Annotated in this window: 19 protein-coding genes and 1 tRNA gene; 3 read left to right on the top strand and 17 right to left on the bottom strand. The window is 40.3% G+C overall.

All coding sequences use genetic code 11. From position 1 onward, the window contains the following. Positions 1–7 precede the first annotated feature (7 nt). The 7 genes from dltB to MHB83_RS17555 all read right to left on the bottom strand — a co-directional run bounded on the left by dltB (position 8) and on the right by MHB83_RS17555 (position 5,816). Positions 8–1,192: a D-alanyl-lipoteichoic acid biosynthesis protein DltB gene (dltB, locus tag MHB83_RS17525; protein ID WP_050943632.1), complete on the bottom strand. Its 1,185-nt coding sequence runs from the start codon at positions 1,190–1,192 to the stop codon at positions 8–10. Then, a complete protein-coding gene (gene dltA, locus MHB83_RS17530) occupies positions 1,189–2,694 on the bottom strand; it encodes a D-alanine--poly(phosphoribitol) ligase subunit DltA (protein ID WP_253622365.1) in 1,506 nt (501 codons plus the stop codon). The genes dltB and dltA overlap by 4 nt, the downstream gene beginning before the upstream one ends. Before the next feature lie 14 nt (positions 2,695–2,708). Beyond that, positions 2,709–2,858: a teichoic acid D-Ala incorporation-associated protein DltX gene (locus MHB83_RS17535; RefSeq protein WP_024427820.1), complete on the bottom strand. Its 150-nt coding sequence runs from the start codon at positions 2,856–2,858 to the stop codon at positions 2,709–2,711. A gap of 253 nt (positions 2,859–3,111) precedes the next feature. Then, complete coding sequence (locus MHB83_RS17540) at positions 3,112–4,365, bottom strand: DUF1668 domain-containing protein (protein WP_301288998.1); 1,254 nt, start codon at positions 4,363–4,365, stop codon at positions 3,112–3,114. A gap of 236 nt (positions 4,366–4,601) precedes the next feature. Continuing rightward, positions 4,602–5,243, bottom strand: a complete 642-nt coding sequence (locus MHB83_RS17545; protein ID WP_253622363.1) for a DUF4241 domain-containing protein — start codon at positions 5,241–5,243, stop codon at positions 4,602–4,604. Between the two features lie 58 nt (positions 5,244–5,301). Then, positions 5,302–5,475 (bottom strand): DUF4241 domain-containing protein, encoded by a 174-nt coding sequence (locus MHB83_RS17550; RefSeq protein WP_340866414.1) that lies wholly within the window; start codon positions 5,473–5,475, stop codon positions 5,302–5,304. A gap of 176 nt (positions 5,476–5,651) precedes the next feature. Then, positions 5,652–5,816: a hypothetical protein gene (locus MHB83_RS17555; protein WP_162531759.1), complete on the bottom strand. Its 165-nt coding sequence runs from the start codon at positions 5,814–5,816 to the stop codon at positions 5,652–5,654. 240 nt (positions 5,817–6,056) lie between these two features. Here MHB83_RS17555 and MHB83_RS17560 point away from each other — a divergent pair, with 240 nt between their 5' ends. The 3 genes from MHB83_RS17560 (at position 6,057) to MHB83_RS17570 (ending at position 8,298) form a co-directional block, all read left to right on the top strand. Next, on the top strand, positions 6,057–6,245 hold the full coding sequence (locus MHB83_RS17560) for a hypothetical protein (protein WP_050943628.1): 189 nt from the start codon (positions 6,057–6,059) through the stop codon (positions 6,243–6,245). A 135-nt stretch (positions 6,246–6,380) separates the two neighbouring features. Continuing rightward, positions 6,381–7,943 (top strand): T7SS effector LXG polymorphic toxin, encoded by a 1,563-nt coding sequence (locus MHB83_RS17565; RefSeq protein ID WP_253622362.1) that lies wholly within the window; start codon positions 6,381–6,383, stop codon positions 7,941–7,943. Between the two features lie 16 nt (positions 7,944–7,959). Then, on the top strand, positions 7,960–8,298 hold the full coding sequence (locus MHB83_RS17570; RefSeq protein WP_050943626.1) for a hypothetical protein: 339 nt from the start codon (positions 7,960–7,962) through the stop codon (positions 8,296–8,298). A 338-nt stretch (positions 8,299–8,636) separates the two neighbouring features. Here the strand turns inward: MHB83_RS17570 and MHB83_RS17575 are convergent. The 10 genes from MHB83_RS17575 to MHB83_RS17620 all read right to left on the bottom strand — a co-directional run bounded on the left by MHB83_RS17575 (position 8,637) and on the right by MHB83_RS17620 (position 16,202). Continuing rightward, positions 8,637–8,710, bottom strand: a tRNA-Arg gene (locus MHB83_RS17575). Between the two features lie 120 nt (positions 8,711–8,830). After that, a complete protein-coding gene (locus tag MHB83_RS17580) occupies positions 8,831–9,355 on the bottom strand; it encodes a metallophosphoesterase (RefSeq protein ID WP_050943624.1) in 525 nt (174 codons plus the stop codon). Between the two features lie 14 nt (positions 9,356–9,369). Then, positions 9,370–9,972: an XTP/dITP diphosphatase gene (locus tag MHB83_RS17585; protein WP_181185471.1), complete on the bottom strand. Its 603-nt coding sequence runs from the start codon at positions 9,970–9,972 to the stop codon at positions 9,370–9,372. Between the two features lie 10 nt (positions 9,973–9,982). Continuing rightward, positions 9,983–10,711, bottom strand: a complete 729-nt coding sequence (gene rph / locus MHB83_RS17590; protein ID WP_003216792.1) for a ribonuclease PH — start codon at positions 10,709–10,711, stop codon at positions 9,983–9,985. Positions 10,712–10,862: 151 nt separating this feature from the next. Next, on the bottom strand, positions 10,863–11,924 hold the full coding sequence (locus MHB83_RS17595; protein WP_253622361.1) for a GerMN domain-containing protein: 1,062 nt from the start codon (positions 11,922–11,924) through the stop codon (positions 10,863–10,865). A gap of 101 nt (positions 11,925–12,025) precedes the next feature. After that, positions 12,026–12,844 carry a glutamate racemase gene (gene racE / locus MHB83_RS17600; RefSeq protein ID WP_095117850.1) on the bottom strand — a complete coding sequence of 273 codons (819 nt, stop codon included), beginning with the start codon at positions 12,842–12,844 and terminating at the stop codon, positions 12,026–12,028. 7 nt (positions 12,845–12,851) lie between these two features. Continuing rightward, positions 12,852–13,292, bottom strand: a complete 441-nt coding sequence (locus tag MHB83_RS17605; RefSeq protein WP_003216546.1) for a MarR family transcriptional regulator — start codon at positions 13,290–13,292, stop codon at positions 12,852–12,854. A 149-nt stretch (positions 13,293–13,441) separates the two neighbouring features. Beyond that, on the bottom strand, positions 13,442–13,666 hold the full coding sequence (gene gerE / locus MHB83_RS17610; RefSeq protein WP_003184172.1) for a spore germination transcription factor GerE: 225 nt from the start codon (positions 13,664–13,666) through the stop codon (positions 13,442–13,444). Between the two features lie 205 nt (positions 13,667–13,871). Next, positions 13,872–15,188, bottom strand: coding sequence for a citrate:proton symporter (locus tag MHB83_RS17615; protein WP_113387207.1), 1,317 nt, complete (start codon positions 15,186–15,188; stop codon positions 13,872–13,874). Between the two features lie 153 nt (positions 15,189–15,341). Continuing rightward, positions 15,342–16,202, bottom strand: coding sequence for a LysR family transcriptional regulator (locus tag MHB83_RS17620; protein WP_113387208.1), 861 nt, complete (start codon positions 16,200–16,202; stop codon positions 15,342–15,344). Between the last annotated feature and the right edge of the window lie 106 nt (positions 16,203–16,308).

A 16,308-nucleotide genomic window follows, 5' to 3' on the forward strand; every position in this document is an offset into this window, starting at 1 on the left:
TTAATCATTAATGATGAAATGGTTTTCCTGAAAAAATATAAAATCCGAAACAAATCACATGGAATGTAATAATGATCGACACAACCATTGTGACCTTATTATCCGGCCACCACTTGTGTTTTTTATTCCATTTCTCGAATAAATTGTAACCGGACATCACAACTGCGTGATATAGTCCGTAAATAATATATTGAAGGGCTAGACCATGCCAAGCACCCATCAATAGAAAGAGGACAAAGTACCCAATATTTGATACTGCCATACGGTTCTTGATCCACTTCTTTTTTGTCATAAAGAACACAAATCTCATAAACACGTAGTCTCTGAACCAGAAGGACAGGGACATGTGCCAGCGATTCCAGAAGTCTTTAATGTTCCGACTGATAAACGGTTTGTTAAAGTTTTCTGGTGATTTAATGCCCATCATATAACTCACACCAACAGCAAATGCTGTATAACCAGCAAAGTCAAAGAACAAATACATACTGTACGCATACATATATGTTAACTGTTGAACAAAGTGACTGCTGCTAATGTGATGAATATTCATGAGAATATACGTGTGAATCAGATAACCAATAATGAACTTGTATAAGAAGCCGATAAAAATTTTATGAATACCGGCGTATAGAAGATCACTGTACGCTTCCTTTTCAGGGGGCGTATCCATATCCTTTTCAAACCGGCGGTAACGATCAATCGGACCTGATGAAATCGTCGGGAAAAAGACAATGAAATAGACCAAACGATGAATCGGCATTTTCTTCTTAATCAAGCCGTCTCTTGTCTCGATAATTAACTGAACACCTTTAAATGTTAAGTACGAGATCCCTAAAAAGCTCAGCCAGTTCATTGGCGGCGGTTGATGCGGCTGATGAGTTAAAAAGAACGGTAAAACCTTTGATAGCACAAGCGGCAAAATCGATGCCACCACTGCCATATAGAAGACAGACGCTTGATTCGCTTTCAACCGGTACGAAAGGTACAGGCGGATGATCAAGACTTGCCACACTGTAAACAAGAAGAGTAGCAGCGCGCCATGTGCATCCTTAGAGAAAATAAGGGCGAGTGCCACAACCGTTGCAAACATGTTGTAGCCCTGCATTCTTTTGCCGCGAAGACCAAGAATGATCGTCGGCAAAAGAAGAACACCAATTAGAATGAAGAAAAAGAATGAACTAAACGGAATCATAGAAGAACCTCTTTCGCGATTCTTTTACGGTCAACCTTCCCGTTTGGCGTCATGTATAGCTGCTCAAGATAGACAAACTTTCTTGGAATCATGTACGCTGGCAGTGAATCCGCCATTTCTTTCTTAATTGCACTTGTCAGCTGATATTCTTTTTCAAAAGAATGCGCTGCTGGAACAATGGCTGCAATTAAGTACTCCACATGACCGTTTGGCTGGAACGGCACAATCACACAAGCATTGACATACGTTGTCTCGCTCACATGATATTCAATTTCTTCAAGCTCCATTCGGTATCCATGCAGCTTAATTTGATAGTCCAGACGGCCGTGGCATGTAATCAAACCATCCTGCGTCACACCTGCGTCACCTGTACGGTAAGCAGGGCGCCCTTCGTATTCAAAGAACACTTTATCTGTTAAGGCTTGTTCACCTAAGTAGCCTCTCGTGACGCTTGGCCCCACGATGACAATTTCCCCTTTTTCACCATCAGGAAGTGCATTGCCTTCTTCATCTAAAATGACGATATCTGTATCCGGTTTGGCATAGCCGACTGGTAAAGAATCGTGCTGATCAAGAATGGCCTGCGTGACTTCAATCGATGTGATCGCAACAGTTGCTTCAGTCGGACCATACGTATTAAAGACCTGCGCTTTTGGAAAACGCTCAAGGAGTGCACTTGCTACAGATACAGGAAGTGCCTCTCCGCAGAACAAGAAAACTTTCAACTCTGGTAAAAGCTCCCCTGTAAAGGAAGGGTCCATTAAGCACATTTGCACAAAGGAAGGTGTTGATGTCCACACTTCAACGTCAGATTGACCAAGTGCTGCAAACATATCCTTCGGCTTATTCACTAGATCTTTTACTAAACAGTAAAGCGTGCCGCCTGATTGAAGCGCTGGATATAAATCCATCACTGATAAGTCAAAAGAAAATGGTGCTTGATTTAAGAACGTGCGTCCCTCGCCAATTGGGAAGTCACGGCACATCCACTCTGTAAAGCTTTCTAAATTATTGGCTGTTACCTGAACGCCTTTCGGTTTTCCGGTACTGCCAGACGTATAAATGATGTAAAAAACATCATCCTGTTGAACCCACTGCGAGGATGGTGGTGCTTCTTTTTCAAGAGCTAAAAGAGATGCCGCACTTTTCACTTCAATGTGTTCTTCTACATCTAGTACATTCAGCTCATTTGCACAAATCAACAGACTGGCTTTTGAGCTTTCAATAATTGAGACGATACGCTCGGCAGGGATTGAGATGTCGACCGGAATGTATGGTCTACCTGATTTCACACTGCCTAAGAAAGAAATGAGCATCTCTGGCTCCATATGACCGTATACAATGACAGGTGCACTATCTGTAGCGACTGCATCGATCGCACCAGCCATTTGGTCTGATAGATGCCAAAGCTCATCATATGTGATCGAAGCATGTTGAGAAACAAATGCTGGCTGTGTTGGTTTCGTTTGTTGGTATTCTTGAATCGTGTGTAATAGTTTCATAGTTTAATCTCCAATTAAAAATCGTTGTAAATGAATGATCCCGTATTAGCTGTGTGGAATCCGTAAATAAAGAACAATAATAGCAAAATAAGTAAGTAAAAGCTCGTATATCCTATCCATTTTACAGACTTATTTTCTGATAGCTTTTTGAATAGCATATTGATAACCTCTTTTCTTTTGACACTTATAGAGACGCATGAATCATTAAAAGAGTTTCATATCAAAACATAAAAATTTTAAGAAATCATGAAAAAGATGTCGAACCTTGGAACGTCTCTTTTGAGCAAAGCTGTCTCATTGTAACAAAGATTTAATACATTTGAAATAAAATCCGAGCTTAAATTTGCCTTAAAATTGCTGAAAGCTGTCGAATAAACACAAAAGCCACCTAGTTTACCTAGATGGCTTTGATTTTAATTACTTCTTATATTTATTGACTTCGAACATGAGAATATTTTTGAACACCACATAATCCTTTTTACTTTCAAAGGGACCTTTGTTGTTGTCATGCTCGTCAATCTCATAAAACCCTGGTCCTTCTCCGGCATCACGCTTTTTGTACCAGGATAGGAAAGCGTTGACTTCTTTCATGGAGAGGTCATACTCTTTTTGCAAACCATTGACCATTGTGATGATGAGGAGAGCATCGCCGTCTTCATCGGTTGCACCGTCTTTTGGTGGTGTTGCTGGATCCGGGTCTTTGTCACCTGGAGGAGCTGTAGTGTCACTGTTTTTAAGACTTTTTAATGAAATAGATAAATTAGATTTGAAATCGTCCCTAGCGTAGTTAGGAGCATCATTACTCTGTGGAATACCTCCAATTACATAAAGTGTATCATCAATAATGGCGGATACATGCCCCATACGATAAGGAGCAGAAGAATTAGGGACAGTTCTTGATGTCTTAGTTTGCTTATCATAGAGTGTAACTTTAGAAACTCCACCTGTTCTTATAATATAATCTTCAAAATTTAATGCACTATAATAACGCCCAATTCCCCCAGACCCTACACTTGTCCACTGATCTATTGATGGATCATATTCAAACGTTGCTTGTCCAGATAAAACATAGAGTTTATTTTTTATAACTACAGCATTTCCAGCAGGAGCATCTTTTTCAAATTTTTTCTTCTTTGTCCATTCTTTTGTTTTTATATCGTAACTATACGTGTTACTGCTGTAATTCTCGTGCTTTAACGGTTTATTATAACCCAAAACATAGATTTTATTATCTATAGCACCTGCGTATAAATCGAAAGCAGATATTTTCAATTCAAATGGGAGGTCTTCTGCCTCTTCCCATTTATCCATTTTGATGTTATAAACTTCTACGCTATTTGAAAACCCTTGATCTGTTCTCCCACCCATTACATATATATGATCCCCTACAATAACACTAGCAGCACCCATACGGCCTGTTTTCATACTAGCTTTTTCTGACCATTTATCTAACTTCGGATCATATACATAAGTAGTATTAGAATTGGCTTTACCTGAACCTATTCCACCTATTACATAGATTTTCCCATCATATACTTCGCTTACAGCTCCTACTCTTGCAGCTGGCAATTCTGCTCGTTTTTCCCATTCAAGAATATCTGCTTTTATTGATTGTAATGGATAAATTAATGCAGAAATTAATAAAATGAAAATAAAAAACCATTTTTTCAAGATAAACACACTCCTTCAATTTGTTTACATAACAAATATCGGATAGTTATTTATTTTTTCCATGTTTTTGTTACTTATATATATTTATTTACTTACCGTCTCCCCAATGCGCCTATAAATTTCTAAAATTAGACTTCCGCATTAGAATTATTTCATATTTATGTTAATTAATTGCAGGCGTTACTCATATTTTTCTATATCTCCATCAAAAAAAACCATGATTCATGGGTTTCTTCTCAGTCCATTATTAAAAAATCCGTCACAAGGCAAGCGGGCTCTCCGTTTTGATCTAGCCCCCAAAAGCTTGGGTACATCCCGTCACCGAAGCCTGCTGTAAACATGGCAATGTCCACTTTGTCATGAAAACGGGCAACGAGCCAGTCCCATGTGTGCTTGTAGTTTTGCTCAAGCGCTTCTGCAAATTCTTCATAAAGATAGAAATCATTGTCCTCTTTATACCGTTTATCCTCATAAGCTTGTAAATATCGTGCTGCTTCCGCATCCATGAAACAACCCATTCCCGTATTTACACCGTAGCCGAAGAACTCGTCTTCTTTCAATTGATTGAGTTCTCGCCCTGCTCTTGTGGCAAGCTCCCATTCTGTTGCTTGCTCGTTTGTGAACTTGATCATTGCATAGGCAACGCGTTCGTCACCGCTTTGCAACCGCTTAACTATAAGTAGAATAGGATATTTTCCTAGAGCAACCTTCCTCGTAAACGATTGGTCTCCTTCAGAAACAAAAGGATCACATGCAACGATATGACCGCTCGTGATCTCGATATAGCCTAACTGTTTGGCGAATAATTGATCACCTTCTGAGCTGCTTGATTTCTCTCCATTTTCATATAGTAGGTTTGTTGGATTGATGTTGTACAAGTGACCATTCCTTTCAATGTTTTTCTAGGGCGTTTGGAATTATGTGCTTTTTCCTCATTTAATCCGTCAATAAAAAATCTGTAACGAGACAAGTTTCATCTCCATTCTCGTCCATCCCCCAAAAGGTTGGGTATACGCCATCACCAAAACGAGTAGAAAAGATCGCTAAATCAACTTTCTCCTGAAAGCGCGTGGCTAACCAGCTTCTTGTATCCTCATAACTTTTCTCCAAACAGTTCTATCAAAGGGTTCTCCTTCTACTATACACTTTAATTTTTTTAGTTGGAAAATGAATATTCTCTCTTTTGAACATTTATCCCTTTGCGATGTCTTTTTCATTAGTTAAAAATAAATGGAAGGTTCATTAAAAAACGCCCTTCCAATGGAGGGGCTGTGTTATTAACTATTTTATTTTGAATATCTCTTAATAAATGTTTCGCTAATCCTGCTTACGATATAGATCGCAACCGCTAAAATCAGCATCAACGGAAACATACTTAAACGATCATCTGCAGCATACACAATGATCCCCACAATGATAGCCACTACGATTGCCGTTAAAAAATGCTTCACCGCCATCTCACCCCTTTGTATACATCATATACATTTTATTACACAAAAGGTTCTATTGAAATAATTTCCACAAAATCAGATATACGCAAGTCTAGATTGATTTCGACCACAAGCAGAAGTGGGTTTCCTTTGTTTCGCTCTATAAGTGGGTTTCTCCCCTCCCCTATATTGTTCGTATAATCTCTATATGCTAAAATTAACTAAAATACCTAGATAATGGATCAATCAGGAGGTCATTCAGTGACACAGCAAAGCAAACCATCCAAAATGTTATTAATTACTTTACCCGGCGCTATTATTGCCCTTGTGATGATCTTAGGGAAAATTGATACACCTGTAACAAATGTTTTATTTTATATTGTGGCTTTTAGTGTTATGGGTTTAGTGGTTTCAAGCTTAGTGAAAGACTACAGAAAAAAGAATAGTTAAACTCTTCATCTAGGAAGCTGTCGTCTATGCAGCTCCCTTTCTTTATGTGAACACTCTCAAAGTTCTAAATTAAAGCAAAACAACTAGAATTAAAAAGAGGGAAGTAAATGAGTAGAGAAATTAAAGGAGAATGGTATGAAAACCCTTGACGTCTTTGAGTTGAAGAATGGAATTGACCAAACGCTGAACAAATTGAAGCAGCAATTACAGAATGTTAAGTCCCTAGAAAAACAAATCAATCAAATCATCTCCTTGGATGGCGCATTAAAGGGAGAAGCTGGACAAGCGATAAAAGCTTTTTATTTGGAGTGTCACATTCCCTTTTTGCAATTCTTTCAGATCATCATTGAAGAATACAGTGGTGCGCTAAAAAAGACAAAACAGGCACTTCATGCTTTTGAATCAAACCCGAATGGTTTTATCTCTCAATCATTCATTGAACACGAGCTTGACCAAGGGTTAAAAAAAGCCGAACGGGCCATTTCTGATATCGTATCAGATGTGAATCAAGCCATTGGCAGAGTAAACCATATTGTGCATTTGCCTCATGTAAACGAATCTACTTTCCAACAAAGCTATCAAAAAGCATGGCTTGAGACGTCCAAAACCATTGGACTACTTCATGCTTTTGACAGAGAACAAACAAGTGCACTAAATGAAACAAAAAGTTCCCTTCACACAATGAAGCAATACATAGACACTTTAAGCACGATGTTCACTGGCCCGAAAATTGAGATGACCAGTTATCAAAAGGGCTCTATTTTCAAAGATGGAAAAGAAGAAAAAATCAAGAGCACCATCAACGGATTGAATGAAAAAATAGACAACCCTAAAGAAAACCCAATGATGATCATGCTCAAGAAGATGAATGAAAAAGAGCGATCGAATGTGGATACGGTTGTGAAGAAGAAACCATCTAATAAAATCAATCAAAACGCCGTGATCGTAAATAGAAAAGTATATAATACAAATGAAAAGATTGACTTCGCAAATGCCAAAACAGTTGAAGTTATTCGAGATGGAATGCTGTATCGGTTACGAATATCGGATCAAAACAAAGTGAATATTGAAAGCATCACAAAGATTTCTGATGTGAAAACGGGAGAACAAACCTCAAACATCTTAAATACGGCGGTTGAATTTACAGGAATAAATGATGCAATTCGTGCCATCACAGGGAGAGATCCTGTAACAGGTGATAAAGTCGCTGACATGGACCGTCTAGTATCAAGCTTGTACATGATACCAGGAGCTAAAATCGCTAAAGTTGGAAAATATGTTTTAAAAAAAATGAAAGGAGAGAAAGTAGCCAAGAAGATTGTTAAAACACCTTCCTTCGGCAAACACTCCGTACCAAAAGGTCCGTATCGTGAAGTAAATGGTTTCCCTGCAAAGGTAAAACCAGGAGCTCAAGAGAAACATATTCCTGATGCACCTAACTATAAGCAAGAAGTTGCGAATGGCCGTCCAAATAAAAGCATTTTCAATGGAGATAATCAAACAGCACAAGAATTGCTAGATAAGTTCGCTGGGAAAGGTACAAAAATAGGTGAGCACAAAGAAAGAGTAGACTTTGGCCAAGTGATTGGAAAATACTATGATAAAGATACCGGTAAGTATGTGGAGACTACTAGAGGCTTAATACACTACAGCAAAAACGGCGCTCATATAGTACCATCAGAGCCTTTAAAACCATAAATTAAGGAGGATTCGAATGGGATATGATCCATTAATTTCAGCATTACGAAAATATAAAAATAACGATTTGATTTTAGAATGGAAAAACGGTTTAAAAGTTATTGGGGAATCTGACACACTTTATGAAACAGATAACGGATTGGAAGATGATGATGTCAATTATACAGAGTATGACGCAGTCGCATTTCAAGTTAATAACATCTTATCGCCCCCCGCTAATAACGACTGTGATATATACGATTGGTTAAAGCAAGAAAAAAGTTCCTTAATTGAAATTTCACTTTATAAAGATACACCAAATGCAGTATATTTAGCAGACGGTCAAAAATTATGGGAATTGGACAGTGATAATTAACAAAGGAAGGCCCCTCCAAATTGGAAGGGCTTTTCGTTTGTTTTTGCTTTACCTCAATATATTAAGTAGCAACCCTACATATAAGCCCATTTTCAATTTATACATTTTTGATTTTGATCCATTTACGTTCATAGTCATTGAAGAAGCTAATCAGAAATCAGCCACCCATCTTGATAGCTTCTTTGATACAAAAATAGGGAACGGAAATACTTAAAAACAAATTCGCCCCCAACCCGCTCCCTAAACTCTAATTTGAAGCAATAATCGATCTTATGTTCCAAGAAATAAAAAAGCCTGAAATCCTTTCATATCAAGGATTTCAAGCTTTTACATTAGTACGTCCCAGGAGAGATTCGAACTCCCGACCGACGCCTTAGAAGGGCGTTGCTCTATCCAGCTGAGCTACTGGGACATGTTGTTATGTAGTGTTCTGTTGGTGAGTACCTCACCGACAAGATTTATTATATTACTATTGTTCTTTAAAGTCAACGGTTTTTCGAAAGTTTTTTCATAAGGGGCAAATGCTGCACCCTTATGAAATACCTTCCAATGTGACAGTGTTTTCGAGGTCTTGTATGGCTTGACCTTCGTCTGTGAAAAACTGTACGTTCGCTTCGCTTCCATCTAGTGTCAGTATAGCGTAGCTGCGCTCTTTACGCACTCTTGGCAGGTGCACGCTGCCTGGGTTAATGAGCAGTTTTCCTCTTAGCAGCTCACTGCCTGGGATGTGCGAGTGGCCAAAGCAGATGATGTCTGCGCCTAGCTCTTCTGCACGGTAGTAGACTTGAAGCAAGGATTGTTTGATGCCATGCAGATGTCCGTGAGTGAGAAATAGTTTTCCGCCACCATCAAGTGAAAGCAGGAGCTCTTCTTCAAAATCGCCCATAAAGTCACAATTTCCTTTGACGACTTTGTATCCTTCGAGAGCTGGGTGGTTCGTTTCGAGTTCTGAATCTCCGCAGTGAATCATCATGTCGACTTCAGCCACATGCCGTTTGGCAATGGTTTGAAGTTCGTCTGTGAGTCCATGACTGTCACTAATGATGAGTATCTTCATGGCTTCATTCCCCCTTATTCATTTGCGTCTAGCAGTGATGAAAGCTTTTGAAGCGCGACCGCTCGATGGCTAATCTTGTTTTTCTCCTCTGGTGATAACTCGGCCATCGTCTGGTCTTTGTCTTTGACGATGAAAATTGGGTCGTATCCGAAGCCGTTTTCGCCGATTGGTTCCTCGGCGATGAAGCCTTCTACTGATCCTTCTACCGTCTTTGTTTCTTTACCCGGTATGCTGACAGCAAGGGCACATCTGAATCTAGCTGTACGGTCTTCTTTTTCAATGCCTTGAAGCTCGCTCAGCACTTTTTCTACATTCTCAGCATCGTTTTTATGTTCACCAGCGTATCTCGCTGAATATACGCCAGGTTTTCCGCCAAGATAGTCAATCGACAAACCGGAATCGTCTGCAATGACCATTTCACCTGCTTTGGCTTGAATCGCCTCGGCTTTGATAATGGCATTTTCTTCGAAGGTTTGTCCTGTTTCTTCAATCTCTTCAGTAAAGCCGATGTCTGCTAGTGTTTTGACCGTGAATCCTTTTGGCTCAAGAATGGCTTTGAATTCTTTCGCTTTACCCGCATTGTGCGTTGCAATGATGGCTGTTTTCATCCTGATCAAACCCTTCTCTTTATTCGATGACTTCTCCTGTCACTGCTTTTTGCTTTTCGATTAATTCTTTGATGCCCTTTTCGGCTAAATCAAGCAGTCCGTTTAGCTGTTCTCTTGAGAATGTCGCTTCTTCGCCTGTGCCTTGAAGTTCAACAAAGCGTCCAGCGCCTGTCATGATGACATTCATATCTACTTCAGCTGAAGAATCTTCTTCATAATTTAAATCTAACAGAAGACCTTGCTGAGAATCAATTCCGACGGATATCGCCGCTAAATAATCAGTGATCGGGTTTTGTTTGATGACACCTTCTGCTCGAAGCTTTTGAATCGCAAGCGTCATGGCGACAAAAGCACCGGTAATAGATGCTGTGCGTGTGCCCCCGTCTGCTTGAATGACATCACAGTCAATCCAAATCGTGCGTTCGCCAAGCTTTTCTAAGTCAACGACTGCACGGAGTGCTCGTCCAATTAATCGCTGAATTTCCATTGTACGTCCTGTCACTTTTCCTTTAGATGATTCTCTAATGGTTCTTTGAGCGGTTGCTCTTGGAAGCATGCTATATTCTGCTGTAATCCAGCCTTTTCCTTGTCCTCTTAAAAAAGGAGGTACGCGGTCTTCGATGGATGCGTTACAAATCACCTTCGTATTGCCCGCTGAGATTAAGACAGAGCCTTCTGGATGCGTAATGTAGCCTGCCTCTATTTCAATTTTTCTTAATTCGTCATAGTGTCTTTCATCTAATCTCATGATTTACCTCCGTTACAATATACATTCCGCGCGGATGCCAGCGGGGTTCTCCTACTAACTTTGACAACCTCGGCTCGTTCTAATCGCTTGGAATAAAAAAGAGGCAGCGAATATGCATGCCTCTTTTTCTCCATTATATCAATGTGTGCCGTTAAAAACTACCTGTATTCACTTGTTCTGGTCTTGAAACCGGCTTTGTCAGCTCTGCTCCTTTTTCGTTCACAAGCTCAGCCTTGCCGTTTACCTTAACGGATACGCTTTTGACGTCCGGCAGCTCTGTTAATGTGAGCACGATGCTATCAAGAACTTTTTGTGAAATCACCTTTTTCTTTTCATCTGCGCTGCCGAAAATGGATTCGTTGAAATCAAGTGTCACATGTCCGTCTTTTACTTTCGGGATATCATTCAGCTTTACATCTTGATCAAAGTCTGTGAGCAAATGGCTTTTTTTGCTTGGTCCAGAGACGAGCTCATCAATGGCTGCTGTAATTTGATCATCCTCATCTTTTGGCGCCCTTTTGGTCACAGGAACATAGTACGTCTGTTCATCAGATTCAGCTAAGTAATAAACTGTCACTGGCTTTGTCGATGTCATATCAGCGGCAGCCTCGTGCTGAATATTAATACCGTCTTCTCTGCTTAAATCATCTGAAATCGGTGTGCCGTTCACAGGCATTTCTTTTAGTTCATGACCATTCATTTTCAATTTGACTTTGGCGACAGAATCAAACTGCGTTAACGTCCAAGTGACCGATTGCAGGATGCGCTGTTCGTCTTCTTTTTTATAGTTTTTGAATTCATTTGAAAAATCTACTACGGCCGTTCCGTCTTTAATGTCGACAGATACACTCGTGTCGGCCGGCAAAACAGCCCGGAATCCATTTGGCATGAGGTTAGAAATCGGTCCTCCGTCCACGAGGTATTCTAAGGTTTGTTTGGCACTCCCCTCATTTTTCGGCAGTGGAATGGATTGAGAAACGACATACCCGTTTTTATCAATTAAATATAATTCTCTCATGACTGTTTCTGCCTTCTTCTCTTCTTTTCCTTCTTTCGCTGTTTGTTTATCTTCTTTATTTTCTTTCACATATGTGACGTTTTGTGGCGGGTCAATCTCTGTTTTCGCTTGGTCTGTTTGAAACAATCCGCATCCTGACAAAAGCATGGCTGACGCGATACACGTCACAGCTGCTGTAGATCCTTTTTTCAGCATACTTCACCCTCCTCTAGTAGTTTGTACTACTATGTATACGAGCTCCTCCTGCGGATTAGACCCTTTTCATAAAAAAATAACCCACTTCAAATAGAAGGGGGTTATTGCTGATAGACGTGTTCGAGTGATACGGTTTCGACCTTCCCTGGCAGGTAGCCAAACCAGTCACGAGCGATGTTTTCAAAATTTTGCTGCTGCCCTGTTGTATAAAATGTATGAACAGGCGCTTCTTTAGAGGTATTTAACAGCCCTTTATAGGAAAGAATCGTACTTGCTTCTCTCGCTGTCTCGTCCCCTGATGAAATGATGCTCACATCACTGCCCATAAAGCGCTGAATCGACTCTTTTAAAATTGGATAGTGTGTACAGCCAAGAATGAGTGTATCAATTCCTGTTTCTTTCATCGGTTCAAGGGAATCTTTCACCACTTCATCTGCTGTCTGATCTAAAAACGTCCCGCTTTCCACAAAGGGAACAAGCAACGGACATGCCAGACTTTGAACCGCTAGTCCTGCTTTTAGGGATAGCAAAGCTTCTTTGTATGCCTCGCTTTTGATCGTATTGGCTGTACCAATGACACCAATCTGCTGATTGTTTGTCACCTTGATGGCTGTGCGGGCGCCGGGCTGAATCACGCCAATGACCGGAATATCAAGCGTTCCTTTGATTTCATCTAGTGCGATCGCCGTCGCTGTGTTGCATGCGATGACGAGCATTTTAATATGATGATGTCTTAATAAGTAGTGTGCCATTTCCCAAGTATATTGAAGAACCTCTTCTTCTTTCCGAGGGCCATACGGGCACCGTTTTGTATCGCCTACGTAAATGATTTTTTCTTTTGGCAGTTGTCTCATGATTTCCTTTGCAACGGTTAAACCGCCGACGCCGGAATCAATGACGCCGATTGGTTGATCCAACAAAATCGCCTCATTTTCTTTTCATTTGCTGCTGTAGTTTCGTTAAGGATTGGTTGAAAACGATGGCTTCTTCTTCTGAGAAAGCCCCTAGAAGTTCACTGACGTATTCTTGGCGTTTAACAATCACTTCTTGAATGATCCGCTCGCCTTCAGGCAATAAATGAATGCGAACCACGCGGCGGTCAGAAGGATCTTTTACTCGTTCGACAAGTTCACTTTTTTCCATTCGATCAATTAAGTCGGTGGTTGTACTGCAAGCCAAATACATCTTTTGTGATAGCTCACCTATTGTCATATCTCCGAATTCATAAAGCCACTGAAGCCCTACAAATTGAGGAGGTGTAATCGTATATTGGTTCAGGATTTCTCTGCCTTTTTGCTTAATAATTGCAGCAATATGGCGCAATGATTTTTCAATCTCTGCTACATGGTCGAACTCATTCGTTTCCATTTCATTGATACCTCACTATAGCATCTCACTTTGATTAAAACGTACATTCCTATTTTCCTCGTTTTTCAGAGAAAATGCAAGAAGAGACTCATGGAAACCATATAGAAATAACCGGTTCCTCCCTAGAGTGGAAGGAAAACCGGCTGACTTTAGAGCTCTAGCTCACCCATACGCAGAAGCTCGACTACGGCCTGTGAACGACCTTTGACTCCTAGCTTTTGCATGGCATTCGAAATATGATTTCGAACAGTCTTTTCGCTAATAAAAAGCTCGCTTGCAATTTCTTTTGTTGTTTTATCTTGGACGAGCAATTCGAATACTTCTCTTTCTCTTTTGGTTAATAGCGGCTTGGATTGAAACTCTTTCTCCTTCAAGTATTGTAACCCTCCTTGCTAAGGTGAGAGCTCTAGTCTCTATAGAATGGGATTCTGTATAGTCGAGATATCATATGCCGGCTGCCCGAGGTAGGTGACGTTAAAATCGAGAATTCCTGCATATGAGCGTCCATTTTGTACGGTTTTATCCGCACAAAAAAGGACGAGTCTCCTACCCGAGACGTCGTCCTTTTCATACACGTATTTAAAAGATAGAAATGGCTCCTGTTAACAAAGCAATAAGCGTTGTAAAAAGGGCAGTTAACACGGTCCACAGCAATGCGTATTTTTGCAAATCGCCAATATCTTTGTTCAGCATACTGACAAGAAGTAGCGTTGAAGCCACAAGAGGGCTCAGCAGATGAACAGGCTGTCCTATAATAGAGGCGCGTGCAATTTCCACTGGATCAATTCCGTAAGCTGCGCCGGCTTCTGCCAAGATTGGCAGCACCCCGAAATAATAAGCATCATTTGAAAGAACAAATGTAAATGGCATACTCGTTAAAGCCACAATGAGCGGAAAAAACGAACTGTAAGAATCCGGAATTAAGTAAATCACCAAGTTGGCAATCGACTCCACCATTTTTGTCCCCGAAAAGATTCCTGTGAAAATTCCTGCTGCAAACACAAGGGTGATGACCGTTAAGGCATTTCCCGCATGTGATAAGATTCTCTCGCGCTGATCTTCAACCTTTGGATAGTTGATCATGAGAGCAATGACAAATCCAATTAAGAAGAGAACTGGAATCGGTACGATATCTAAAACAAGTGTCGCCATCACCGCAATCGTCAAGAAGAAGTTCACCCAAATGAGATTCGGTCTCTTTATATCTTCTACGCCATCTTCGATTGACGCTGCCAGTTCAGGGGAGATCGAGACCTCTTCTTTGTACTGAATTTCTGCAACCCCAATTCGCTTTCGCTCTTTTTTCCCAAGCACATAAGCAGTAAAAAGGATGAATAGACCGCCAGCTACCATCGTTGGAATTAATGGAATAAAAAATTCAGCTGCATCCAAGCCAAGCGCAGCAATTGCACGAGTAGCCGGACCACCCCACGGGGTCATACCGCTCATAATACCTAATGATAATAATGAAATCGTTCCTAAAATCAACGGGTTCATCCCAATTCTTAAGAAAAGCGGCAGCAAAGCGGATACGGTAATCATGTAAGTTGTCGTCCCATCACCATCTAATGCAACAAGCATAGACAAAATCGCTACCCCAAACGCAATTTTGACAGGATCCCCTTTCACAATACGTAAAATGAGTTTAATCAGTGGATCAAACAGCCCAGCATCCAGCATGACACCGAAGAATAAAATGGCAAATAATAATAAAGCAGCAGATGGCGCAACCGTTTTGAGTCCATCGAGCATCATATCCCCTAACCCACTGTAAAACCCACCAATCAACGCAAAGATGATCGGTACTACGGTTAACGCCACCACCGGATGCATACGTTTTGTCATAATAAGAAATGTAAAAGTCACGACCATTAAAAGCCCTAAAATAGCTAGCACTATATATCCCTCCATCCTCTTCTTTACACGATCAGCAAGCGCCCCTTTGCACTTGTGATCTGAATGTTAGCGCTTTCTATTTCAAGGATATAATAGCTTTTTTCATAATGAAAATATTGATTTTTTCGTATCTTCTATAAATTCTTTTTATAATCAGCCTTGCTGGCTCCTTAAAAATTCGATGAATGCTTTCACAACAGATAAATGAAGGGAGTCAGGCTGGTACATAAGCCATGTATCTCTTAAAACAGGCTGTCCATCTTTATACGAAAGACCTTTTACAAATAGCTCATCACTTGGCCTGAGGCAAATTTCCGGGACAATGGCATAGCCTAAACCGTGCTTGACCATCTCTTTTGATGTATCCTGGCGATCTGTCTCCATCGTCACAAGCGGAGGCATGGCAAACGTTTCCTGCCACCATCTATTAATCAATCGTTTTAATGAACTATCTGTATGATAGTCAATGAGCGGCAGCTTCGGAAGGTCCTTTAGCTGAATTTCTGATTTTGAAATGATACAAAGCCGCTCTTTATCAAGCAAAAACCGCTCTCCATTCCAGTCATAATCCCCTCTTAAAATCCCTAAATGAACACTTGATGTGCCTAATAAATCCATGACTTTCGTACTCCAGCCTGTATTCACCATGAATTGAACATGTGGATACTGCTTAGAAAATTCTCTTAAAATTTCTGGGAGCTTATACTGAGCAAAGTTACTTGAGACACCTAACCGGATTGTCCCTTTGACCTTTTTTTGCATGTTGAGCATACCATCTTTTGTTTGCTGAAGCTGTTTGAGCATGTCATTTGCATATGCAGCCAAGTACTCGCCTTCTGACGTAAATTCAATCCCTCGTTTTCTTTTAAAGAAAAGCTTCATATCAAACTCCTCTTCAAGCTGCTTCAACCGATAGCTTAAGGCAGGCTGAGAGACAAATAATTTCTCCGCCGCTTTTGTGATGTTCTTTTCTTCATAGAGCACCTTTAGAAACCGCCAGTCTTTCTCATCCATGGTGTGCCCTCCTTTTTCACTAGTTATAAAAAAATTTTATTGATTCATCTTAAAATAATGTATTTAACTTATTTCTTATTATACTTTACCATTTTGATTAGATAAA

Origin of the sequence: Bacillus sp. FSL K6-3149 (genome assembly GCF_038630515.1) — a bacterium.
GTDB lineage: Bacteria > Bacillota > Bacilli > Bacillales > Bacillaceae > Bacillus > Bacillus pumilus.